The 22,740-nt window shown below is 65.5% G+C and carries 18 protein-coding genes; 11 read left to right on the plus strand and 7 right to left on the minus strand.

All coding sequences use genetic code 11. The annotated features are described in order from the left end of the window. Positions 1 to 2: 2 nt before the first annotated feature. Together E4K09_RS22125 and E4K09_RS22130 are read right to left on the minus strand one after the other, a co-directional pair. A complete protein-coding gene (locus tag E4K09_RS22125) occupies positions 3 to 1,724 on the minus strand; it encodes a cisplatin damage response ATP-dependent DNA ligase (protein ID WP_134499865.1) in 1,722 nt (573 codons plus the stop codon). Beyond that, positions 1,721 to 2,764 (minus strand): ligase-associated DNA damage response exonuclease, encoded by a 1,044-nt coding sequence (locus tag E4K09_RS22130; RefSeq protein ID WP_134499866.1) that lies wholly within the window; start codon positions 2,762 to 2,764, stop codon positions 1,721 to 1,723. The genes E4K09_RS22125 and E4K09_RS22130 overlap by 4 nt, the downstream gene beginning before the upstream one ends. 224 nt (positions 2,765 to 2,988) lie before the next feature. Here E4K09_RS22130 and E4K09_RS22135 point away from each other — a divergent pair, with 224 nt between their 5' ends. Beyond that, positions 2,989 to 3,918, plus strand: coding sequence for a class I SAM-dependent DNA methyltransferase (locus E4K09_RS22135; RefSeq protein WP_134499867.1), 930 nt, complete (start codon positions 2,989 to 2,991; stop codon positions 3,916 to 3,918). 4 nt (positions 3,919 to 3,922) lie between these two features. On the opposite strand, the gene E4K09_RS22140 is transcribed toward E4K09_RS22135, so the two are convergent. Beyond that, positions 3,923 to 4,741, minus strand: a complete 819-nt coding sequence (locus tag E4K09_RS22140) for an SDR family oxidoreductase (protein WP_134499868.1) — start codon at positions 4,739 to 4,741, stop codon at positions 3,923 to 3,925. An 89-nt stretch (positions 4,742 to 4,830) separates the two neighbouring features. After that, positions 4,831 to 5,316: a GNAT family N-acetyltransferase gene (locus E4K09_RS22145; RefSeq protein WP_134499869.1), complete on the minus strand. Its 486-nt coding sequence runs from the start codon at positions 5,314 to 5,316 to the stop codon at positions 4,831 to 4,833. Between the two features lie 105 nt (positions 5,317 to 5,421). Here E4K09_RS22145 and E4K09_RS22150 point away from each other — a divergent pair, with 105 nt between their 5' ends. Further along, on the plus strand, positions 5,422 to 8,079 hold the full coding sequence (locus tag E4K09_RS22150; RefSeq protein ID WP_134499870.1) for a ligase-associated DNA damage response DEXH box helicase: 2,658 nt from the start codon (positions 5,422 to 5,424) through the stop codon (positions 8,077 to 8,079). Then, complete coding sequence (gene pdeM, locus E4K09_RS22155) at positions 8,076 to 8,777, plus strand: ligase-associated DNA damage response endonuclease PdeM (RefSeq protein WP_134499871.1); 702 nt, start codon at positions 8,076 to 8,078, stop codon at positions 8,775 to 8,777. The genes E4K09_RS22150 and pdeM overlap by 4 nt, the downstream gene beginning before the upstream one ends. Before the next feature lie 4 nt (positions 8,778 to 8,781). Here pdeM and E4K09_RS22160 read toward each other — a convergent pair whose 3' ends face one another. The 3 genes from E4K09_RS22160 to E4K09_RS22170 all read right to left on the minus strand — a co-directional run bounded on the left by E4K09_RS22160 (position 8,782) and on the right by E4K09_RS22170 (position 13,687). Then, entirely contained in the window at positions 8,782 to 9,561 is a 780-nt protein-coding gene (locus E4K09_RS22160) for a TIGR02186 family protein (protein WP_244610636.1), read from the minus strand. Beyond that, positions 9,558 to 10,487 carry a sulfite exporter TauE/SafE family protein gene (locus tag E4K09_RS22165; RefSeq protein WP_134499872.1) on the minus strand — a complete coding sequence of 310 codons (930 nt, stop codon included), beginning with the start codon at positions 10,485 to 10,487 and terminating at the stop codon, positions 9,558 to 9,560. The genes E4K09_RS22160 and E4K09_RS22165 overlap by 4 nt, the downstream gene beginning before the upstream one ends. A gap of 104 nt (positions 10,488 to 10,591) precedes the next feature. Then, positions 10,592 to 13,687, minus strand: a complete 3,096-nt coding sequence (locus E4K09_RS22170; RefSeq protein WP_134499873.1) for an SEL1-like repeat protein — start codon at positions 13,685 to 13,687, stop codon at positions 10,592 to 10,594. Between the two features lie 353 nt (positions 13,688 to 14,040). Here E4K09_RS22170 and E4K09_RS22175 point away from each other — a divergent pair, with 353 nt between their 5' ends. The 8 genes from E4K09_RS22175 (at position 14,041) to E4K09_RS22210 (ending at position 22,739) form a co-directional block, all read left to right on the plus strand. Beyond that, on the plus strand, positions 14,041 to 14,451 hold the full coding sequence (locus E4K09_RS22175) for a MerR family transcriptional regulator (RefSeq protein ID WP_134499874.1): 411 nt from the start codon (positions 14,041 to 14,043) through the stop codon (positions 14,449 to 14,451). Positions 14,452 to 14,772: 321 nt separating this feature from the next. Beyond that, on the plus strand, positions 14,773 to 16,566 hold the full coding sequence (locus E4K09_RS22180) for an acyl-CoA dehydrogenase C-terminal domain-containing protein (RefSeq protein WP_134499875.1): 1,794 nt from the start codon (positions 14,773 to 14,775) through the stop codon (positions 16,564 to 16,566). A gap of 127 nt (positions 16,567 to 16,693) precedes the next feature. After that, entirely contained in the window at positions 16,694 to 17,902 is a 1,209-nt protein-coding gene (locus E4K09_RS22185; RefSeq protein ID WP_134499876.1) for an acetyl-CoA C-acetyltransferase, read from the plus strand. A 25-nt stretch (positions 17,903 to 17,927) separates the two neighbouring features. After that, entirely contained in the window at positions 17,928 to 20,135 is a 2,208-nt protein-coding gene (locus E4K09_RS22190; RefSeq protein ID WP_134499877.1) for an FAD-dependent oxidoreductase, read from the plus strand. Positions 20,136 to 20,304: 169 nt separating this feature from the next. After that, on the plus strand, positions 20,305 to 20,814 hold the full coding sequence (locus tag E4K09_RS22195) for a DinB family protein (protein ID WP_134499878.1): 510 nt from the start codon (positions 20,305 to 20,307) through the stop codon (positions 20,812 to 20,814). After that, positions 20,811 to 21,359: an acyl-CoA thioesterase gene (locus E4K09_RS22200; RefSeq protein ID WP_134499879.1), complete on the plus strand. Its 549-nt coding sequence runs from the start codon at positions 20,811 to 20,813 to the stop codon at positions 21,357 to 21,359. Before E4K09_RS22195 ends, E4K09_RS22200 begins: the two co-directional genes overlap by 4 nt. Positions 21,360 to 21,406: 47 nt before the next feature. Then, positions 21,407 to 22,030, plus strand: a complete 624-nt coding sequence (locus E4K09_RS22205; protein WP_134499880.1) for a 2-hydroxychromene-2-carboxylate isomerase — start codon at positions 21,407 to 21,409, stop codon at positions 22,028 to 22,030. 7 nt (positions 22,031 to 22,037) lie between these two features. Beyond that, the gene (locus E4K09_RS22210; RefSeq protein WP_134499881.1) at positions 22,038 to 22,739 is read left to right on the plus strand and encodes an aspartate/glutamate racemase family protein; all 702 of its coding nucleotides are present in this window, start codon (positions 22,038 to 22,040) and stop codon (positions 22,737 to 22,739) included. Position 22,740: the final 1 nt, after the last annotated feature.

Here is a 22,740-nt window from a genome sequence, read left to right on the forward strand (position 1 = left end):
CGTCAGGCCTCCTGATCCTTGAGGGGATGAACCTCCTTTTCACCCCGTTCCAGGATCTTTTCCAGGGTCTCGATCCGATCGGCTTCCGCCGCGGGCTTGTCCCAGCGAATGCGGTTGATGCGGGGAAAGCGCATGGCCACGCCCGATTTGTGCCGGGTCGAACGCTGCAGGCCCTCGAAGGCGACCTCCAGCACGAGGCCGCGATCCTTGCCGTATTCCACCTCCCGCACGGGACCGAAGCGGTTGACCGTGTGATTGCGGACATAGCGGTCGAGCTTCACCAGCTCCTCATCGGTAAAGCCGTGATAGGCCTTGCCCACGGGGACGAGCTCCTCGCCACGGGGCCCGTCGCGCCAGACGCCGAAGGTGTAATCGGAATAAAAGGACGAGCGCTTCCCGTGCCCGCGCTGGCCATACATCATCACCGCGTCGACGAGGTAGGGGTCGCGCTTCCACTTGTACCAATGCCCCTTGGGACGGCCGGGCAGGTAAGGGCTATTGGCCCGCTTCACCATGCAGCCCTCGATCGCGTCCGCATCGGGGCCTGCGCCGACGGAGGTCGGATCGGCGCGGGCGGCGGCCAGATCCTCCCAGGTCCCGAACGGCACCATGGGAGACAGATCGATGCGGGGATCGCCGATGCGGGCCACGAGCGCCTCCAGGCGCCTGCGCCGCTCGATGAACGGAAGATCGCGCAAATCCTCGCCGCCTTCGGTGAGAATGTCGTAGACCCGCAGATGGGCCGGGAACTCGGCGACGAGCTTCGGCGTCACGGCTTTTCGGTTGAGGCGCTGCTGCAGCACGTTGAAGCTCTGCACCAGCCCGTCGCGCACGATCAGCAGCTCCCCGTCGATGGCCCCCTCGAAGGTCAAGGCCTCGACGAGGTCGGGAAAGGCACGGGACACATCCTCGCCCGTGCGCGAATAGATGCGCCGCACCGGACGTCCATGGCCGTCATGGCCGGCAACCGCCTGCAGACGAATGCCGTCCCATTTCCACTCGGCCAGGAAATCGGCCGCGTCGAGCTTCTCGAAATCCTCGTCCTCGAGCGGATGCGACAGCATCGGCGGCCGAAACGGCGCCGGATTGCCGGATTCCGGCTTGGGTCCGCGACCCTCGACCCAGGCGAAAAGGTCTTCATAAGGAGCCTCCAGGCCGTGCCAGATCAGCTCGACCTCGTCGGGCTCCATCCCGCCGAGCTGGGCGACGGCCGTTTTCGCCAGCCGGGCCGAAACGCCCACGCGCAGCTCGCGCGTGATGAGCTTCAACAGCGCCCAGCGTCCCGTCTCGTCGAGGGCGTCGAGCCAGCCTGCGACCTTCGCGGGGAGGTCGCTCTTGCTTGTGGTGGCGAGCGTCTCCACCACTTCCGTGAGGGTGGGGACATGAGGGGGCGGATTGTTGTGGCCGATGGCGGGGGTGCCGGCGGACGCGGGCGCGACGCTCTCGTGCCCCGGTGCGGGCCAGATGAGCGCCGCCGTTTCCGCGAGATCGCCCACATAGTGATAGGACATGCGGAAAAGCTCCGGATCCGTGCGCTCCTCCACGAGGCCGCGGATCAGGCCGGGCTTGGCTTCCTTGAACATCAGCGCATTGGTCATGGCGGCGAGCGCATAGCCGCGCTCCGGGTCCGGGGTATGCCGGAAGTAATCCATGATGAGCCGCAGCTTGGCATTGCGGCGCGGCTCGTAGGCCAGCCGGTCGAGGAGGGCGGCAAAGCGGTTCATGCGTCGCCTCCCGCCTGCGGTGCTTCCTCCACCTCACCCTCGTCGCCGTAGCCGAGCATGTGGAGCGGACGTGCCTTGATGCCGTGCGTGGTGCACCAATGGACGAGCGCATCCTCCTGGCCATGGGTGACCCAGACTTCGCCTGCGCCGGTTTCGCGGATCGTGCGGCACAGATCGTCCCAGTCGGAATGATCGGAGATCACGAGCGGCAGCTCCACACCCTTCTGGCGCGCCCGCGCCCGCACGCGCATCCAGCCGGACGCGAAGCATGTGACGGGATCGGGGAAGCGGCGGGACCAGAGATCCTGGATCGAGGAGGGCGGGCAGACCACGATGGCGCCCGCGAGCTTCGAGCGTTCGGAGGCTGCGACCTTGGGCGTCTCGCCGAGGGGGATGCCTTCCGACTTGTAGAATTCCGTCAGGCGCTCCATGGCCCCGTGCAGATAGATCGGCCTGTCGTAGCCCTCCTCCCGCAGGAGCGCCATCACCCGCTGCGCCTTGCCCAGCGCGTAGGCGCCGACGATGTGGGCCCGCTCGGGAAAGAGCGCAACGGAATCGAGGAGCTTGCGCACCTCGGCCCGTGTGTCGGGGTGGCGGAAAACGGGAAGGCCGAAGGTCGCCTCCGTGATGAACACATCGCAGGATACGAGCTCGTAGGGCAGGCAGGTGGGATCCTCGGCGCGCTTGTAGTCGCCCGACACCACCACGCGGGTGCCGCCTGCCTCGATGGAAATCTGGGCCGAGCCCAGCACGTGCCCAGCCGGCGTGAAGCGCACGCTCACGTCCCCGAGCCGGAGGCTCTCACCGAGCGAGGCTTCCTGCGTGCCTCCGGCGAAGTCCTCGCCGTAGCGCACGCCCATGATGCGCAGGGTCTCGCGGGTTGCCAGCACGGCTCTGTGGCCGGAGCGCGCATGGTCGGAATGGCCGTGGGTAATGAGTGCCCGTTTCACGGGCCGGACCGGATCGATGTGAAAGTCGCCGAGGGGACAATAGAGCCCTTGCGGGGTCTGGGTCAGGATATCGGTGGAGCGCAACGCCATGGGTCAAAATATAGTGTTCGATCGGCCGATGTCAGGCTCGACGGCATGGGCATCTGTCATCCCCGGCGGGCCGCTGGGTCCGAAGGATCCACTCCCACGCGTTGAGTCGGGGATTTCCCCCGTCTCGCGACGGTCGGGCATGACAGTTTCTGCGCAACCCATAGATCCAAACGGATCTCCCTCCTCCCATTGACAGGCCCTCGTCTCTCCCGCATGGCAAGGCAATGCTGCTGCCCCCGTCTTTCCGCTCCTCCGGCGATGTTCTGGCCGACCGCCGCTACGAATATGCCAGCGCCGCCTTCGACGAGCGCGACTTCGAGGCTGCCGCGGATCTGGCCCGGCAGGTGCTGGAGCTGGCGCCCGGTTTCGCCCCGGCCCACGCCCTCCTGGGGCGCTCATTGGCCGAACTCGGAGCGCGGGACGAAGCCGTGCAGGCCCTGCGCCAGGCGCTCGGCCTCGAGCCGGAGGATGTCCTGGGCGTGCGCATCGATCTGGCCCGCCTCGGCGATCTGCCGGCCGATGGGGCGATGACCGATGCTTATGTGCGGGCGCTGTTCGACGAATACGCTCCCAAGTTCGAGCGGCACCTCACCAGGAGCCTGTCCTATTGCGGGCCGGAGCTCATCGCGGATGCGCTGCGCCGCGCGTGCTCCAAGCGGATCAGGGAGTACCGGTTCGGATTGACGCTGGATCTCGGCTGCGGCACGGGGCTGATGGGGCAGGCGCTCGACGGATTATGCGCGTCGCTCATCGGGGTCGATCTGTCGCCGCGCATGCTCGAGAAGGCGGAACGGACGAAGCTCTATGACGGCCTTCACGAAGGGGAGCTCGTCTCGTTCCTGAAAGGCCGCGCGGATGCGGAGGCCGACCTCGTGGTGGCGGCGGACGTGTTCGTCTACATGGCTGCCCTCGATGACGTCTTCCGTGAGGCGCATCGCGTACTGAGGCGCGAGGGGCTCTTCGCCTTCACGGTGCAGGCGCATGAAGGCGATGGTTTCTTGCTCGGCCAGGATGCGCGCTACGCCCATGCCGAACGTTACCTGCGCGCCCTTGCCGACGCAAATGCTTTGACGCCGGTGGTCCTGGAGCCGGTCTCGACCCGGGAGGACCGCGGCGTGCCGGTTCCCGGACTGCTGGCCGTGATGCAGCGCTGATCGCTCAAGCCGCCGGCATCGACGGATGGGGCGCGGATTCCCAGCAGCCCAGCACCGATTGATCGAAATCGATGATCGATCCCGTCATCATCCCGGACTCGGGGCTGGCGAGGAACGCCACGGCCCGCGCGACTTCCGCCGGATCGAGCAGACGGCCGAAGGGCTGCTCCTTCGCGGCTTTGTCGAGCCAGCCGTCCTGCGCTCCGTGATAGGTGCGCATGATACGGTCCTCGCCTGGCGTGTTCATCCAGCCGATGTTGAGGCCGTTCACCCGGATGCGCCAGGGCATGAGGCTGAAGGCTGCGTTCCTGGTCAGCGTCGCGAGCGCGCCCTTCGAGCCGCAATAGGCGGAAATGAAGGGCTGTCCGCCATGAGCCGACATGGACAGGATATTGACCATCGCACCCTCGATGCGCTCGCGTCGCATGATCTTGGCGGCCTCCTGCATGAGGAAGAAGGGCGCGCGCACGTTCACGGCGAACATGCGGTCGAACAGCTCCGGGCTCGTGTCGAAGATCGTGCCGCGGTCGGTCATGCCGGCCGCGTTGACCAAAACATCCATCCGTCCGAACGCCTGTTCCGCCCGTGCCGTGACCGCGCGGGCCTCGTCGACGCTGGCAAGGTCAGCCTGCACGAATTCCGTGCGGCAGCCCTGAGCCGTGATCTCCTTCGCGACCGCCGCGCCCCGCTCGGCATTGCGCCCGCAGATGACGAGCCCGGCCGCGCCCCGCTCGGCGAGCACGCGCGCAATCGCCTCGCCGACACCCTGCGTGCCCCCGGTCACGACGGCAATGGCGTTCCTGAACTGGGCTGGATTGGACATGGCGTTCCCCTTTTTTGAGTTTTCAGTTGGCCCGAGCTGAAATGATCTTGCGCCGGATAGCAAGTCGGCAAAGGAAGCGGTTCACACCTTCAGGCCCTCACCAGTTCCTTCGTCATCTCCCAGCAGGCGACCTCGACCGGCCCGTTCAGGGTTTCGGCTTCTTCCATCAGGGTGGCCGTGTGGCGCCAGCCACAACGCTCGTAGAAGCGCCGAGCGCTGTCGTTGCCGACCAGGCAATGGAGCTCGGCACACTCGAAGCCCCCGGCCCGGATGGCGTTTTCGCTGCGCTCCAAGAGGGCTCGGCCGATCCCCAGGCTCCGTCCTTCGGGCAGGACATAAAGCTGACCGAGACGGCAGCCGGTCCAGGCGGCGAAGCCCAGGATCCTCCCTTGGGACAGCGCGACCAAGGGAGCAGTCGGGAACCGCCTTGCCCGTGCAACGAAAAATGCCTCGTCGCGATACGCAGCCACGCTGGCCGGCTGGAGGGAGGCCTGGGTTTCTCGCCAAACCGCGTGGTAGAGCTGGCCGATCTCCTTGAGCTCATCCCGTCGAGCCGTTCTGATGCCATCGCCCATGATGCCCTCCGGTCATCCGAGCTAAGGGGAGGGGAGCATCACGGTCAAGGCCCGGCTTTCATCCGCCGTGGCGAAACTCTCCAACGGAGCCTATCTTGGAGAGGCATGTCCAAAACGTCCGCATCCCGTCTTCCTAAAACCTTCCGGGACTGGTTCGAGAGTCGAGGCTGGGAGCCCCGCGAGCATCAGCTGCAGCTCCTGGCCAAGGCGAAAGCAGGCCGCTCGGTGCTGCTCGTGGCGCCCACGGGAGCCGGCAAGACCCTCGCGGGCTTCCTGCCGAGCCTCGTCGAACTCGCGGAGCGGGGGCCGGGCCGCGGCACGGCCAAAGACAAGCGGGGGCTTCACACCCTCTATATTTCGCCCCTGAAGGCGCTCGCCACCGACGTCGCCCGCAATCTCGAGACGCCCGTGCAGGAGATGGGCCTTCCCATCCGGATCGAGACCCGCACCGGCGACACGCCGTCCCATAAGCGCGCGCGACAGATCGAGCGGCCGCCGGACATTCTGCTGACCACACCGGAACAGCTGGCGCTTCTTCTCGCCCATCGCGAGGCGACGGAGTTCTTCCAGGACCTGCGCCGCGTCGTCCTGGACGAACTGCATTCCCTCGTCACCTCCAAGCGCGGGGACCTTTTGGCGCTTGGGCTCGCCCGGCTCATGAGCCTCGCTCCCCAGGCGACCGCGGTCGGCCTGTCGGCCACGGTGCGCGAGCCCGACGATCTCCGGCGCTACCTGGTGCCGCAGCGCCATGAACCCTCTCCCCCCTTGTGGGGGAGAGATGGAGAGGGGGGTGTAAGCGCCAATCTGGAACCAGGAAAGCGCCGGCACCCCCACCCTCCCCACAAGGGGGAGGGGGAAACGTTGCGCAGAATGGAGGCTGCCGGGCAAACAGATGCAAATGGTACCCTCGCCGACCTCGTCGTGGTGAAGGGCGGCGCACAGCCCGACATCCGCATGCTGGAGCTCGACGAGCGCCTGCCGCTTGCGGGTCATACGGCCTCTCTCTCGATGCCGGCGATCTATGAACTGATCAAGCAGCACAAGACGACGCTGGTCTTCGTCAACACGCGTCTGCAGGCCGAATACACGTTCCAGGAACTCTGGAAGCTCAACGATGACGGTCTGGCGATCGCGCTTCATCACGGCTCCCTCGACGTGGCGCAGCGCCGCCGCGTCGAGGAGGCCATGGCGGCGGGACGGCTCAAGGCGGTGGTCTGTACGGCGACCCTCGATCTCGGCATCGATTGGGGCGATGTGGACCTCGTGGTCAATGTGGGCGCGCCGAAAGGCGCATCCCGCATCATGCAGCGCATCGGTCGGTCGAACCACCGCATGGACGAGCCGTCGCAGGCCTATCTCGTGCCGGCCAACCGCTTCGAGATCCTGGAATGCCGCGCTGCGCTGGACGCCGTGCATGAAGCCGCGCAGGACACGCCCGACGCCCGGACCGGCGCGCTCGACGTGCTCTGCCAGCACATTCTCGGGCGCGCCTGCGCCGATCCGTTCAGGCTCGAGGATCTCTACGAGGAAGTCCGCTCGGCCGCGCCTTATGCGGGTCTTTCTTATGAGGATTTCGAGGCCTGCGTCGCCTTCGTGGCCACCGGCGGCTACGCGCTTCGCGCCTACGAGCGCTTCGCCAAGATCGTGAAGGGCAACGACGGCTTGTGGCGCGTGCGCGACGGCAGGGTCGCGCAGCAATACCGGCTGAATGTGGGCACCATCGTGGAATCCACCATGATCAAGGTCCGGCTCGGCAAGACGTCGCGCTCAAGGCCCGGAACGGTGCTGCCGCGCGGGCGTCTTCTCGGCGAGATCGAGGAATACTTCGCCGAAACGCTGACGCCCGGCGACACCTTTCTCTTCGCGGGCGAGGTGCTGCGCTTCGAGGCCATTGCCGAGGACGAAGTGCTGGTCACGCGCGCGGGATCCGGAACGGACCCGATGATCCCGTCCTACGAGGGCGGCAAGTTCCCCCTGTCCACCTTTCTGGCCGCCCGGGTCCGCGAAATCCTGGCCGATCCCTTCGAATGGGACCGGCTGCCGCCGCAGATGACGGAATGGCTGCTGCAGCAGCGCCGTCGCTCTCTTCTGCCAGGGGCCAGAGACCTTCTGGTCGAGACCTTTCCGCGCGGCAACCGCTTCTACATGACGTGCTTTCCCTTCGAGGGACGCCTCGCGCATCAGACGCTCGGCATGCTGCTCACCCGGCGCCTGGAGCGTGCGCGGCTGAAGCCTCTCGGCTTCGTGGCGAACGATTACGGGATCGCCGTCTATGCCTCGGGCGACATCGCCACCCGGGCGGCGCGGGAGCCCGGCTTCATGGACGAGCTGTTCTCGGAGGACATGCTGGGCGACGACCTGGAGGACTGGCTGGCGGAATCCTCCCTCATGAAGCGCACGTTCCGCCAATGCGCCGTGATCGCGGGGTTGATTGAACGCCGCTTCCCGGGGGAGCAGAAGACCGGGCGGCAGGTCACGATCTCCACCGACCTCGTCTATGACGTGCTGCGCAAGCACGAGCCCGATCACGTGCTCCTGCGCGCCGCCCGCGCGGATGCGGCAACGGGACTCCTGGACGTCAGGCGCCTCGGCGTGATGCTTCAGCGCATCCGGGGGCGAATCATCCACAAGCCGCTCGACCGGGTATCTCCCTTAAGCGTGTCCGTCATGCTGGAGATCGGCCGCGAGCGCGTCTATAGCGACAATGCGGACGAGATTCTGGCCGAGGCGGAGGCGGCGCTTCTCGACGAGGCTTTGGCGTGACGGCTTTGCGAAAGAACAAACAGACAACCCACGAAATCGAGCTGGCGGGACAACTGGCCATCCTGGACCTGTCCGGCGGCCTTTACCTGCCGGCGCACGATGCCCTGCTCGTGGCCGACCTGCATTTCGAGAAGGGCTCCTCCTTCGCTCGCCGGGGCATGATGCTGCCGCCCTATGACACGCGCGAGACCCTGGACGCCCTCGCCGACGTGGTGTCGCGCCTCGATCCGCGCGTCGTCATCGCGCTGGGAGACAGCTTTCACGATATCGGCGGGCCGGAACGGCTCGGCGACGAGGAGCGCTCCACCCTCGCGGGCGTTCAGGCCGGGCGCGAGTGGATCTGGGTGACGGGCAATCACGACCGCATCCTGCCCGAAACCATCGGCGGCCAGGTCGTGGAGGAGATGACGCTCGGCTCGCTCACCCTGCGCCATGAGCCCGTCGCCGGAGACCAGGCGGAGGTGGCCGGGCATCTGCATCCCGTCGGCAAGGTGGTGATGCGCGGGCGCGCGACGCGCCGCCGCTGCTTCCTGACCGACGGCACCCGCTGCATCATGCCTGCCCTCGGGGCCTATGCCGGTGGGCTCAACGCCTGCGATGCCGCTTTCAAGCCGCTCTTTCCGAACGGATTTACCGCGCATCTCATCGGAACGGAGCGCATCTTCGCAATCGCGAAGACGATGCTCTGCCGGGATTGAGGCCTCAGTCCCTTCGGAAGATGATGTTGGCGAGCCATCCGAACGCGAGGGCGAGCAGGGCGGTGGCAAGGCCGTAGAGGAGCGACCAGTCGCGCGCGACGGCGCCGACCTGCTCCTCGAACCCGGTCTTGACCAGTTCGAAATGGGTGGTCGTGCTCGCCAGGATCACCGTGTCGGCGAACAGCACCACCTGAACGTCGTATTCGCCCGGCGGGGCCGTCGCCGGCAGCGGGATGCTGGCGCGGAAGATGTCCGGGGTCAGGAACGTCACCCCGCGCTCCTCCTCCAGGTACAGCCCCTCCTGCGCCTTGAGGCGATAAAGCGCCTCGCGGAACTCCCTGTCGGCGCCGCCGCCGCGCACGTAGGTGAAGTCCGGGGCGCTGATGATCGCCCGCAGGCCGATCTTCTGGCGCTGGCGCAGCTGATCGCTCGTGATCTCGGCGATGGGTTTCGAGGTCAGAACGCTCAAGTAAGCCGGAGCGCTGGGGAACTTCTGCTGTTCCTGGTTGATCCAGATCGGCCCCACCTTCTGCTTCTCGCGCACGGTGAGAAGCTGGCGCGGACCGCGTACCGTGACCACCACGTCATAGCCCGTGGCGCGGGCGATGGTCTGCGCATCCCGCTCGATGGCGCCGAACACGGCGATGGATGTGCCCGTATAGTTGGAGTTGATCAGCACCCGGTGGTTCGACAGCGAGGTGATCAGGGTCTCGGCCGAGACCGGACCCGACCAGGCAGGCACCATCAGCATGAGGCCCATCAGGACGAGGCGGAGGCGTTTCACTGGCGCTGCTCCTGCGCGGTGAGCGAGAACGGCTCCTCGGGCTGAAGGACGAGTTCGAGACCGAACCGCAGGCCCACGGCCAGCAGCAGGATGGCCAGCAGGAAACGGAACAGCTCCGCACGGAGGTTGCGGCCGATGCGCGCGCCGAACTGGGCGCCGAACACGCCGCCGACGATCAGCAGGAGCGCCAGCACCATGTCGACGGCCTGGTTCATCACCGCATGCAGGATCAGGGCGACCAGGGTCGTGCAGACGATCTGGAACTGCGAGGTGCCCACGACCACGTTGGTAGGGACGCGGAAGATATAGAGCAGGGCGGGCACCACGATGAAGCCGCCGCCGATGCCGAGCACGGCGCCCGCGAAGCCGATGAAGAGTGACAGCAGCAGGATCGGGATCACGCTCACATAGAGTTTGGAGCGGTAAAACCGCATCCGCAGGGGCCAGCCCAGATACGGCGCATGCTCGCCCGCTTGCCGCCGCAGGCGCACCGTGCCCCCGCGCCGCTTGGTCCAGAACTCCCGGATGCTTTCCTTGAGCATCAGGCTTCCCACCACGGAAAAGAGCGTCACGTAGGAGAGGACGATCACGAGATCGAGTTGGCCGGCGCGTCGTGCGGCGGCGAAGAACCAGACGCCGAGGGCCGATCCGACGAGGCCGCCGCCGACGAGGATCGCGCCGAGCTTGCGGTCGAGGGCGTTGCGGCGGATCGCGCCGAGCACGCTCGTGGTGGAGGAGGCGACGATCTGGGCCGATTGGGTCGCCACGGCAACGGCAGGAGGAATGCCGAGAAAGATGAGCAGCGGCGTCATCAGGAAGCCGCCGCCGATGCCGAAGAGGCCCGAGATGAAACCCACCGCCGCACCCATTCCGAGAATGAGAAGAACGCTTACAGGCATCTCGGCGATGGGCAGATAGATTTGCAATCCGGATCCTCCTGGCCGGTGCAGCCATGACGCGGGGAGATTGATGCGCGGAGCGGTTTAGCTGACGAGCGATGAACGTAAGCTGACCGCTTTGGGTTCAGCCATCAACTCCTTTTGTCTTGAGTTCCCGCCAGAGCCGCCGATTGCGCGCCGGCGGAAGAGGGAGTCTCGTTGGCGATGGGATCGACGGGGCGGGGACGCCATTGCTTGATGGAGGCCTGCAGGGCCTTCAATTCGGCAGCGCCGAGGCGGCCGGCGAGCTCGTCGCGCTTCTTGGCGGCATCGTCATCGCCCTGGGCGGCCGCGAGAGCGAGCCATAGATACGCCTTTGCAAGATCCTGCCTGGTGCCGATGCCGCGGGCGAGGAGAACCCCCATGTTGAACTGGCTGTCCGCAAAGCCGGACTGGGCGGCTTCGCCGTACCAGCGCAGAGCCGCCGGATAGTCCGGCTTGCCGTTCGAGCCCGAGGCGAGAAGCGTGGCGAGATTGTGCATGGCGCGCACGTTGCCGCCCTGTGCGGCGCGTTCGTACCAAAGGGCCGCCTGCCTCGTATCGCGCTCGGTGCCGATGCCTTTTTCCATCAGCATGGCGAGCTTCTCCTGCGCCGGAGGGAGCCCTGCCTGAGCCGCGCGCTCATAAAGACGAAGCGCCAAGCTCATGTCCTGCGGGATGTCGCGTCCTTCGGCGGCCCGGGATGCAATCTCGTAAATCGCGCTCGCGTCGCCTGCCAGCGCGGCCTTCCGGAGAGCAGGCGGAACGATGGCCGGAATATCCCCGACGCTTGCGGCATCGACAAGGAACTTCGGCGTCGCAATTGGAGCTGGCTCAACCGTCGTGGCGAAGCTCGACGGCTGGAAGAGGTTCGCCTTCTCGGCGTCTGCCGGAATGCCGCCCGTCGCGGCGGCGTCCGCGGGAGTCTGCGCCTGCGCATCCGGGGCCGGCTGCGATGGGCTGCCGGATGCGATCAGCGAGAGTGGGGAGGGGACGAAGCCGGTCGAGATGACGTGTGCCGTTCCCATCGCCAGGAGCACGAAGCCAAGGCCGAGCAGGAGCGAGCCACGATGTCTGTGGAGCTTTCGCCGGATGCGCTCCATGAGGGACGCGGGCGACGTCTCGTCCACATCGGGCGGTCCGAACATGTCGGGCGCCAGGTCCTCTTCGGCATCGCGGCCCTCCTCGACATCGCGTGGGGCGGCGGCCTGATCCGCCTGCGCCGCGCGGCGAGCGGCTGCGATGAGGTCCGCCCGCAGGCTGCCGCGATCCGCCTCGTCGACAGGCGCCGTCACGACGGGTCCGGACGTCGCGGGTTCCGGATTCCCGTCAGGGCGCGTCGTGGCAGCCTCTTCGATCTGCGGAAGGGTGACGGCATGGAGGCGGCGCACCGCCGCTTCGAGCCGGTCCGCGGGAGCCATCGGCTCAGGTGAAATCTCGCGAAGAGCATGGGATATCGGACCCGACCGGGGCGCAGGCCCGCCCTGTTCCGCGAAGCGGGAAACGAGCGTCTCGAGGGCAGTCTGGACAGCGCGCAGCGTTTCCTGGGTTGTCCTGTCGGTTCGGGTCTGCAGCGCCTTCAGCTCCACGAAACCCTGCTTGAGGGCATCGAGATCGGTGGCATCGGGCAAGTTCACCTGAAGGTCCTTCAGGGCGGCCTTCGCGGCGCGTTCGGCAATTCCGGCCGCATCGTTCTGAAGGTTGCGGAGATGGCTCGTAGCCTCGTCGAGAACCTGGTGCAGGGATTCGTCGGATTGCTGCGCCAGCCGCTCCGCAAGGGAGGCGATCTGCTCGTCCAGCACGTCGAGGCTCAAGGGTTTGAGCGGGACGCGGTCGAGTTTCTCGTCGATGCTGCGCAGCTTATCCGCCACCGACGAGGTGTCCGCCTGCTGGCCGACCTGGCGGAGCTCCTCCTCGATCCTGTCGAACCGCCGCATCAGCGGTTCCTGCGAGAGAGCCTCCCTGTCGATGGCGGCTTGGACCTGGGCGGACAACCGCTCGATCATCTCGCCCAGCGCCTGGCTCGGCGGCAGGCGGCTCTCGGGCAAACCGGCCATGCGCTCGGTCAGAACCGCCAGTTGATCGGTGATCGGGTCGAGGTTGACGGGCTCGGGCGTGGGACGGCGCGCGAGGGCCGCGATATCACGGCTCATGCTGTCGATCTGCGACGGCAGGTCGCTTGCCTCCTGCATGGCGATGGTCCGGTTCAGGGCTGCGCAGACATTCTCGAGAGAGGTCTTGAGAGCGGAGAAGTCGCTGCGGCTTGCCTGATGAAGGCGCAGGTCGGCAATCTGCCGGCCGAGTGTAGTCACCTCCTCCGACAGCTGCTCGATCTGGCGCGGCTCGGCGCGCTGCGAGAGGTCGTGACGCATGTCCACGATCTGGCTACTGAGAAACTCGATCACGGTGCGGTCCACGCCGGTCTCCGCGATCCGGTCGATCTTGCCCTTCAGGGCATCGATCTCGCGGCCGATACGCCCATAGACACCCTCGCTCACCTCTTCGGTCAGAGCTTGGATCTGCCGGTACACGGCGGCCGTGGCCTGGGCGAGGATCAGGAGGTCCTTGTTGGGGGGCTCGTGCCCCATCTCCCGGGCGATGTCCTTGAGGGCCTGGTCGAGGGCGGCAACCTGCTCGCGCGTGGCTAGGTGATCCATGGTCGCGCGAAGCCGTTCGATCTCGCTGCGGATCACGCCGATCGCGGGCGCGCACGTCCTGTCGGTCTGAGGGGGCCGCTCGGCCGTCGCTTGGCGCTCAGCGGAGTCGAGCCGCTCCCTCAGGCTGGAAAGCGCCTGCGAAAGGGCGGCGGCGATGCGGTCTTGGTGGTCCGCCGAGGCGCGGGCAGTCTCGTTCAGGCGCTCCTCGGTCTGCTCGATCCAGCTTGCCATCGACTCGAGCGCGATGGCGGTGCGCGAGGCATCATCCCGAGCCTGACGCTCGTTCTGGGTCGAAACGGCCGTCATGAGGGTCTCGAACGTCCGCTCGATTTCGGGCCGAGCGGGTCCGGATCGGAGCGACGTGGCCCCGGGTGGCTTATGGCCCGAAGGCTCTCGCTCGCGGGCTGGGGGCAGACTTCCCTCCTCCTTTGCGGCCCGAATGGCAGCCGCCCATTCCTCAAGGCTCAGTCCTGCCCGGCGGGCGGCGGCTCGGGCCAGGTCACGGGCGTCGAGATCCGGCTCGTCGAGGTTCGAAGGGACGTGGTGTCGCATGGTCGCGCTCAGGGGGTACTTTGCACTCCCGGCCAGCCATAAGCCCCCGCTTAGGCCCACCGTGGCGGTCGTGAAACCTGGGGTTGAAGCGAATCACTTGTCCGCCACGTCATCCGGCCGCCCGTGAAGCTTTCGGCGAACGTAGTAAAAAACCCGTTAAGCCGCTTTGGCTTAGCTCGAGAGAGCCCCTCCGGACGGACAGGTTCCACTAGGGAAAAGCGCAAGAAAAACCGCCTGCCTTGCCTACAGATCGAGCATGCCCTGGAGGACTTGCAACCAGCATGTTCAGTGTTCTATCATAACGTTACGAACGGAGATGCTGATTCACAGCGACATTTACGACGGGGTATTCGATGCACCAAGACAAGACGAGTTCCAATCCCAATGAAATGGGTGAGGGTGTGAAGTTCTATTCGATCGGTGACCTGGCCAGGGAGTTCGGCGTGACGCTGCGCACCTTGCGCTTCTACGAGGACCGGGGTCTTCTTTCCCCCCGGCGCGACGGCACTGCCCGGATCTACGATGCCCGCGACCGTGAACGCCTGTCCGTCATCCTGAAGGGCAAGCAGCTTGGCTTCACCCTGACGGAGATCCGCGCCATGTTGGCCGAGGAGCGCTCCGCCGAGGGGCCCGCCATGGATCTCAGGCTTTCCCTCGATCAGATCGAGGATCAAATCCGCCATCTCGAGCAGCAGAAGGCCGAGATCGCGGAAGCGCTTGAGGAACTCAAGGCACGCCGCGCCACTCTGGCCATCGCGGCCTAAAGGCCGGCGGCCGTCTCGAAGCTCCTCCTTTTCCGAGCCTGACAGAGCGCCTGAAACGGGCGAGGGCGGTTGCCGCCCGTCGCCTTGTGGGTGTTCCGCTATTTGATAAGCGGCTGCGATCACGCGGCGTGTTGTAGAAACAGCCCGATGGGCGAGCGGCCGCGGGAGTCTGGCCGAACCCTGAGCGTTCGTCTGTGTTCTGGGAGATTTTACGCCCTACCTCTTTCCAAAAGACCGAGATAGTTTATATATGAACTATCTGCTGGGCCGGTTCGCGCACCTGAAGGCTGCGACTGGCCGCCGATTCTGGAGGAAGAGCGAATGCCGGTTTACAAGGCCCCCGTCGAAGACGTCATGTTCCTCTTGAACGATGTCTTCTCGATCGAGCGTCACAATAATCTGCCGGGTTTCGCCGATGCCACCCCCGACGTGGTGGAGGCGATCCTCACCGAGGGCGCCAAGCTCTGCGAGGAGATCTTCGCTCCCCTGAACCGCTCGGGCGACCTCGAGGGCTGCACCCGCAACCCGGACGGCTCCGTGACCACTCCGAAGGGCTTCAAGGAGGCCTATGAGGCTTATGCGGCCGGCGGCTGGATGGGCCTGTCGATGCCGGAGGAATATGGCGGCCAGGGGCTGCCATCGACCCTGAACACCGTCATGCAGGAGTTCGTCTCCTCCGCCAACCTGTCGCTTGGCATGTATCCGGGGCTGACGCAAGGCGCCATCGCGGCCTTCCTGGTTCATGGCACCGAGCAACAGAAGAAGATCTACGTGCCGAAGATGGTGGAGGGCGCCTGGACCGGCACGATGAACCTCACCGAGCCCCATTGCGGCACGGATCTGGGCCTGCTCAAGACGAAGGCCGTTCCGAACGGCGACGGCTCCTATGCTGTTTCGGGCACAAAGATCTTCATCTCCGCCGGCGAGCACGACATGGCGGAGAACATCGTGCATCTCGTCCTGGCCCGCATCGAAGGCGCTCCTGCCGGCACCAAGGGCATTTCGCTGTTCGTCGTGCCCAAGTTCCTCGTCAACGAAGACGGTTCGCTGGGCGAGAGGAACGGCGTCGCCTGCGGCTCGCTGGAGCACAAGATGGGCATTCACGGCAATGCCACCTGCGTCATGAACTATGACGGCGCTAAGGGCTGGCTCGTAGGCGAGGAGAACCGCGGCCTCAACGCCATGTTCGTGATGATGAACGAGGCCCGCCTTGCAGTCGGCGTGCAGGGGCTCTCGCAATCCGAGGTCGCCTACCAGAACGCGGTGGCCTATGCGAAAGACCGCCTGCAGGGACGCTCGCTGACGGGCGCGAAGTTCCCGGACAAGCCCGCCGATCCGATCATCGTGCATCCGGACGTGCGCCGCACCCTTCTCTCCATCCGCTCCTTCAACGAGGCGGCCCGCGCGCTCCTCGTCTGGACGGCGCTGAACAGCGACATCGCGCATCGCTCCTCCGACGAGGCGGAGCGCCAGTCGGCGGACGACCACATGGGCCTGATGACGCCGGTGGTGAAGGGCGTGCTCACCGACCTCGGCTTCGAGAACGCCGTGAAGGCTCAGCAATTGTTCGGCGGCCACGGCTATATCGAGGAATGGGGGATGTCGCAGTTCGTGCGCGATGCCCGCATTGCGATGATCTACGAAGGCGCGAACGGCATCCAGGCGATGGACCTCGTCGGCCGCAAGCTCGGCAAGGACGGCGGCCGCGCGATCATGGGCTTCTTCAACGAGGTCGGCTCATTCTGCCAGGAGAACGCGGCCGACGACACTCTGAAGGGCTTCGTCGCACCCTTGCAGCAGGGGCTCGGACATCTGCAGCAGGCCACCATGTGGTTCATGCAAAACGCCATGGCGAAACCCGACAATGCGGGCGCGGGCGCCACCGATTACATGCACCTCTTCGGCATCGTCGCGATGGGCTACATGTGGGCCAGGATGGCGAAGGCGGCTCATGCCAAGAAAGCTCAAGGCAATGGTGTCGCCGAGAGGATGGATGCCAAGCTGCTGACGGGCCGCTTCTTCATGGAGCGGATGATGCCGGAAACCGGCATGCGATTGGCCCGCATCTCGTCCGGCGCGGATATCACCATGGCGATGCCGGTGGAAGCGTTCTGATTGTGCAGTTTCGTCCTGCCCCGTGCCGTGCACGGGGCAGGGATTCGCGAGGCGGGCGACGAGCCCAGTTCTGAACACCGTCCCGGAGCGCGTTGCTTCCGGAGGACACCTAGACCAGGAGGCCCCCATGGCCGATGCTTTCATCTATGACGCCGTTCGCACGCCGCGCGGACGTGGCAAGCCGGACGGCTCTCTTCACGAAGTGCCCTCCGTCGACCTGGCTGTCACGGCGCTCGATGCGATCCGCCGCCGCAACGATCTCGATCCGGTGTTGGTGGAGGACGTGGTGCTCGGTTGCGTCGATCCCGTCGGCGAGGCGGGCGGCGACATCGCGCGCGCGGCGGCGTTGAAGGCCGGGTTTGGAAAGGAAGTGCCCGGCGTGCAGATCAACCGGTTCTGCGCCTCGGGCCTCGACGCGGTGAACCTCGCGGCGGCACAGGTGATGTCCGGCATGAAGGACATCACCATCGGCGGCGGTGTCGAGTCCATGAGCCGGGTAGGCATGGGCGCGTCCGGCGGCGCATGGCCGGTCGATCCCGGTCTCGCCATCCCCAACTACTTCCTGCCGCAAGGCATCTCGGCGGACCTGATCGCCACGAAATACGGCTTCACGCGCGACGATGTCGACGCCTATGCGGTCGAGTCGCAGAAGCGCGCCGCGAAGGCCTGGGACGAGGGCCGCTTCGCCAAGTCCGTGGTGCCGGTGAAGGACGTCAACGGCCTTACCATCTTGGCCAAAGACGAGCACATGCGGCCGGGCACCGACATGCAGTCGCTGGGCCAACTCAAGGCCGCCTTCGTGCAGATGGGCGAGATGGGCGGCTTCGACGCGGTGGCGATCGCGGCGCATCCGGACGTGGAGTTCATCGACCACGTGCACCATGCGGGCAACTCCTCCGGCATCGTGGACGGTGCCGCGGCCGTCCTGGTCGGCTCGAAGGAGGGCGGCGCGAAGATCGGAGCAAAGCCCCGCGCGCGCATCAAGGGCTTCGCGTCCATCGGATCCGATCTCGCCCTCATGCTCACCGGCCCCATCGACGTGTCGGAGCTTGCGCTCCGCAAGGCAGGCATGACGAAGGACGACATCGACCTCTTCGAGATCAACGAAGCGTTCTCGGCCGTGGTGCTGCGCTACATTCAGGCACTCGATCTCGATCCCGCGAAGGTCAACGTGAACGGCGGCGCCATTGCCCTGGGCCATCCGCTCGGAGCCACCGGCGCCATGATTCTCGGCACGGTTCTCGATGAGCTGGAGCGCACGAACAAGCAGACGGCCCTCATCACCCTGTGCGTGGCGGCTGGCATGGGCACGGCCGCGATCATCGAGCGGGTTTGAGAACGGCGGAAAGGGGAGACAATCCATGACGAATTTCACCAATTTCCGCTTCGAGGTCGATGCCGACGGTATTGCGCTCGTCACCTGGGACATGAAGGACCGTTCCATGAACGTCATCACCAATCAGGTGATGGACGAACTGTCCCAGATCATCGAGACGGTCGCGTCCGACGAGGCCATCAAGGGCTGCGTCATCACGTCGGGCAAGGAATCCTTCTCGGGCGGCGCCGACCTCACCATGCTCCAGGCCTCCAACGCGGAGTACATGCGCGTGGCCAAGGACAAGGGCGAGGAGGCGGCCACGTCCTTCCTTTTCGAGGAGTCCCGCAAGCTCTCGCTGCTCTATCGTCGTCTTGAGACCTGCGGCAAGCCCTTCGCGGCCGCCGTTCATGGCGTCTGCCTCGGCGGCGCTTTCGAGCTGGCGCTCGCCTGTCACTTCCGTGTTCTGTCGGATGTGGATTCCACGCGCGTCGGCCTGCCGGAGGTGAAGGTAGGGCTTTTCCCGGGCGCGGGCGGCACGCAGCGCGTGGCGCGGCTGATGCAGACGGGCGACGCGCTGCAGATGCTCTTCAAGGGCGAGCAGATCCGCCCGCTCATGGCACGCAACATGGGCCTCGCCCACGCGGTCGCCCCGCGCGATCAGATCGTGCAGACCGCAAAGGACTGGATCAGGAACGGCGGTTCGGCTGTCGCGCCGTGGGACCAGAAAGGCTTCAAGCTGCCGTCGAACAAGGTCTATTCCGCCGCCGGCATGCAGATCTGGCCTCCCGCCAACGCCATCTACCGCCGCGAGACGCAGGACAATTACCCGGCGATCCGTGCAATCCTAGAATCGGTGTATCAGGGTCTTCAGCTCCCGATGGATCTGGCCCTGAAGGTCGAATCGCGCTGGTTCGCCAAGATCCTGCGGTCGAAGGAGGCGGCGGCGATGATCCGCACGCTCTTCATCTCCATGCAGGATCTCAACAAGGGCGCGCGCCGCCCCAAAGACGTGCCGCCGACCGCGATCAGGAAGGTGGGCGTGGTCGGTGCAGGCTTCATGGGCGCGAGCGTCGCCTATGTCACGGCCAATGCAGGCCTCGAAGTCGTGCTGATTGACCGCGACGTGGAGGCGGCGGAAAAGGGCAAAGCCCATTCTCATAAGCTCATGTCCGATCAAATCATGAAGGGACGCGCCAAAACGGCGGACCGGGATGCGCTGCTCGAGCGCATCAAAACGAGTGCCGATTACAACGACCTCGCCGATTGCGACCTCGTCATCGAGGCTGTGTTCGAGGATCCGGCCGTGAAGGCCGAGGTGATTCAGAAGGTCGAGGCCGCCATCCGTCCGGATTGCATCTTCGCGTCCAACACCTCGACGCTCCCGATCTCGGGCCTTGCCAAGAGCGCGCGGAATGCGGGCCAGTTTATCGGCATCCACTTCTTCTCGCCGGTCGAGAAGATGATGCTCGTAGAGATCATCCTTGGCAAGGAAACGGGCGACAAGGCGCTCGCAGCCGCGCTCGATTACGTGCGCCTGATCAGGAAGACGCCCATCGTCGTCAATGATTCCCGCGGCTTCTTCGCCAATCGCTGCGTGCTGGCCTACATCCTCGAAGGGCATCTGATGTTTACTGAAGGCCTGCCCGCATCCATGATCGAGCAGGCGGGCAAGCAGGCCGGCATGCCGGTGGGGCCGCTCTCGCTGAATGACGAGGTGGGTGTCGATCTGGGCCTCAAGATCCTGAAGGCCACGAAGGCACAGCTCGGAGAAACGGCGATCGTTCCCCAGCAGGAGGAACTGCTCACCCGTCTGGTGGAGAAGGAAGGTCGTCTCGGCCGCAAGAATCGGAAGGGCTTCTACGATTACCCGGAAGCGGGCCAGAAGCGTCTCTGGCCTGGCCTCAAGGACCTGCAGACCGCCCGTGTGGAGCCTGAATTCGTGAGCATGGAGGAGCTGAAGCAGCGCCTTCTGGTCACCCAAGCGCTCGAGGCTGCGCGAACGGTCGAGGAGGGCGTGATCACCGATCCGCGAGAGGCGGATGTGGGCTCCATTCTTGGATTCGGCTTTGCGCCCTACACGGGCGGCGCCTTGTCCTACATCGACTTCATGGGCGCGAAGGCCTTCGTCGAACTCTGCCAGACGCTGCAGGCCACGCATGGCGACCGCTTCGCCCCTCCGCGCCTGCTCCTCGACATGGCGGCGTCCGGAGAGACCTTCTACGGCCGCGCCGCGGCGAAGAAGGCAGCGTGAGCATCATCGGGCTTCGTCATCCCCGGCCTTGCGCCGGGGATTTCAATTCGAGATGCACGAGGTTTCTTCAACCGCGATGGTCATGACCAAAGAGCATATGAAGACACAGCCTTGACCCATGCTGTGCCGCGTCGCATCACAGAGGAAACAGTGACGACGGAGCCTGCTCATGAAGCAGCACTTTGCCATGATGGCGGCTTACAACGCGTGGTGCAACGAACGCATCTACACGGCTGCCGCGCAATTGTCCGAGGCGGATTACCACGCGGACCGGGGAGCGTTCTTCAAGTCGGTGAGCGGAACGCTCAACCATCTTCTCGCCGCAGACCGGATCTGGCTCAAGCGTTTCACGGCCGAGGGCGAGGCCCCGGATCGGCTCGATGCAATCCTGTTCGAGAGCTTCGCCGATCTTCTGGCGGCGCGCCGGACTGAAGACAGGCGGATCATTGCCTATGTCGAAAGCCTGTCCGAGACCGATTTCGCAAGTCCGATTCGCTACCGTAGCCTCACGAATCCTACCGAGATCGAGCAGCCGCTTGGTCCCGTCCTGGCCCATTTCTTCAACCACCAGACCCATCATCGTGGACAGGTTCATGGCCTGTTGACGGGTCTTGGTCTCGATGCGCCCGTTCTCGACCTCGTCGCATTCCAGCGTGCGAGCGGCATGGGCATGACATGAATCTCTGGCTGCGCATTCTTCACCTCGTCATCGTGTCGCTCTTCAGGCCGAAGATCGATCCGGTGGGAGATGTCTCGCGCCTGACATTTCGCGTGTGGCCGCACGATCTCGACACGTCGCTGCATATGAACAACGGGCGCTATTGGACCCTAATGGATCTGGGGCGCACCGATGTCATGATCCGCTCAGGGCTGTGGCGGCCCATCTTCAAGCATGGCTGGGTACCGGTGGTGAGCGCCGGCCAGATCCGCTTCCGGCGCGAGATGCGGCTGTTCCAGTCTTTCACTCTGGAGACACGCATCCTCACCTGGTCCGAAACCCATGTGGTGATGGAGCATCGGCTGATCTCGGCGACCAGGGACGGACAGGCGATTCTCAACGCCATCGCGCTCGTGAAGGCAGGTCTCTACGACCGGAAGGGGCGCAGCTTCGTCGCCGTGAGGCGCTTGCTGGGGGAAATCGGTCTCCGGGCCGAACCGCCGGTTGCCGCGCCCGAAGTCGAGGCCTTTCTTCACGCAGAAGAAACGTTGAAGAGAGCGGCGTGATGGTCCAAGGTTACGCCACCAGCCCTCAACAGGGAAGCTTAAGACCTATGCCTCGTGTCATCGACTACTATTTTTCACTCGTGAGCCCCTGGGCCTATATCGGCCATGCACCCTTCATTGAGATCGCGCAGCGGCACGGGATCGAGGTGAATTTCAAGCCCGTGTTCCTGGGGCGCGTCTTTTCCGAGACCGGCGGCTTGCCCCTCGCGCAGCGCCATCCGGCCCGGCAGCGGTATAGGCTTTTGGAACTCCAGCGCTGGCGCGAGAAGCGCGGCCTGTCCTTCAACATCAGTCCGAAGCATTGGCCCTTCGACGTGAATCTGCCCGACCGGTACGTCATCGCGATCACCACCACGGGTGGAAGCCCGGATGCGTTCCTGCGCCGCGCGTTCTCGGCGGTTTGGGAGGAGGAGCGCAACCTTGCCGACCCGCTCGTGCTGTCGGAGCTGGCCGAGCAGGCGGGCCTCGATTCCTCGGCGCTCATGGACATCGCCACCGGAAGCACGACCGAGGCGATCTATGCGCTCAACCTGGAGAATGCCGTCGCCAGCGACGTGTTCGGGTCACCGGCTTACGTCCTCGACGGCGAGGTGTTCTGGGGACAGGACCGTCTCGAGCTGCTCGACGATGCCCTGACCAGCGGCCGCGCACCTTATACGCCGGCGGTGTGAGGCCAACATGCAGCAGAGAATTATCGGGCTCATCGGCGGGATGAGCTGGGAGAGCTCGGCCGAGTATTATCGCATCATCAACCAGGAGACGCACAGGCGCCTGGGCGGCGTTCATTCGGCCCGCAGCCTCCTATGGTCCGTCGATTTCGACGAGATCAAGCAGCTCCAGCACGCAGGCGAGTGGGACAAGCTCGCGGACGTGATGAAAACTGCCGCCCTCCACCTGGAACGGGGAGGCGCCGATTTCATCGTGTTATGCACCAACACGATGCATCGTCTGGCGGATGCGATCACGTCGTCCGTCAGTATCCCGCTGCTGCATATCGCCGACCCGACCGCCGAGAGAATCAAGGCCGCGGGCTTCAGGCGCGTGGGCCTTATCGGCACCGCCTTCACCATGGAGCAGGACTTCTACAAGGGACGCCTGCAGGCCAAGCACGGCCTGGAGGTGATCGTGCCCGATGCGGCCGACAGGCAGATGGTGCACGACGTCATCTACAAGGAACTCGTGCTCGGCACGATCAACGCCAAGTCCCGGGAGGCCTACCGTGCGATCATCGCGCGCCTGATCCAGAAGGGGGCCGAGGCCGTCATTCTCGGCTGCACCGAGATCATGCTTCTGGTGTCCGAGGAGGACAGCGCGGTGCCGCTCTTCGACACCACGACGATCCACGCGATCGCGGCCGTCGACCACGCGCTCGGCGCGTGAT

Origin of the sequence: Microvirga pakistanensis (genome assembly GCF_004458765.1) — a bacterium.
Classification (GTDB): domain Bacteria; phylum Pseudomonadota; class Alphaproteobacteria; order Rhizobiales; family Beijerinckiaceae; genus Microvirga; species Microvirga pakistanensis.

Bases quoted from the DNA above. Each gene is read 5' to 3' on its own strand.
- E4K09_RS22200 (WP_134499879.1), top strand. From the start codon at position 20,811: ATGAATCTCTGGCTGCGCATTCTTCACCTCGTCATCGTGTCGCTCTTC.
- E4K09_RS22140 (WP_134499868.1), bottom strand. From the start codon at position 4,741: ATGTCCAATCCAGCCCAGTTCAGGAACGCCATTGCCGTCGTGACCGGG.
- E4K09_RS22145 (WP_134499869.1), bottom strand. From the start codon at position 5,316: ATGGGCGATGGCATCAGAACGGCTCGACGGGATGAGCTCAAGGAGATC.
- E4K09_RS22135 (WP_134499867.1), top strand. From the start codon at position 2,989: ATGCTGCTGCCCCCGTCTTTCCGCTCCTCCGGCGATGTTCTGGCCGAC.
- E4K09_RS22175 (WP_134499874.1), top strand. From the start codon at position 14,041: ATGCACCAAGACAAGACGAGTTCCAATCCCAATGAAATGGGTGAGGGT.
- E4K09_RS22205 (WP_134499880.1), top strand. From the start codon at position 21,407: ATGCCTCGTGTCATCGACTACTATTTTTCACTCGTGAGCCCCTGGGCC.
- E4K09_RS22210 (WP_134499881.1), top strand. From the start codon at position 22,038: ATGCAGCAGAGAATTATCGGGCTCATCGGCGGGATGAGCTGGGAGAGC.
- E4K09_RS22150 (WP_134499870.1), top strand. From the start codon at position 5,422: ATGTCCAAAACGTCCGCATCCCGTCTTCCTAAAACCTTCCGGGACTGG.
- E4K09_RS22195 (WP_134499878.1), top strand. From the start codon at position 20,305: ATGAAGCAGCACTTTGCCATGATGGCGGCTTACAACGCGTGGTGCAAC.
- E4K09_RS22125 (WP_134499865.1), bottom strand. From the start codon at position 1,724: ATGAACCGCTTTGCCGCCCTCCTCGACCGGCTGGCCTACGAGCCGCGC.
- E4K09_RS22170 (WP_134499873.1), bottom strand. From the start codon at position 13,687: ATGCGACACCACGTCCCTTCGAACCTCGACGAGCCGGATCTCGACGCC.
- E4K09_RS22180 (WP_134499875.1), top strand. From the start codon at position 14,773: ATGCCGGTTTACAAGGCCCCCGTCGAAGACGTCATGTTCCTCTTGAAC.
- E4K09_RS22190 (WP_134499877.1), top strand. From the start codon at position 17,928: ATGACGAATTTCACCAATTTCCGCTTCGAGGTCGATGCCGACGGTATT.
- E4K09_RS22130 (WP_134499866.1), bottom strand. From the start codon at position 2,764: ATGGCGTTGCGCTCCACCGATATCCTGACCCAGACCCCGCAAGGGCTC.
- E4K09_RS22185 (WP_134499876.1), top strand. From the start codon at position 16,694: ATGGCCGATGCTTTCATCTATGACGCCGTTCGCACGCCGCGCGGACGT.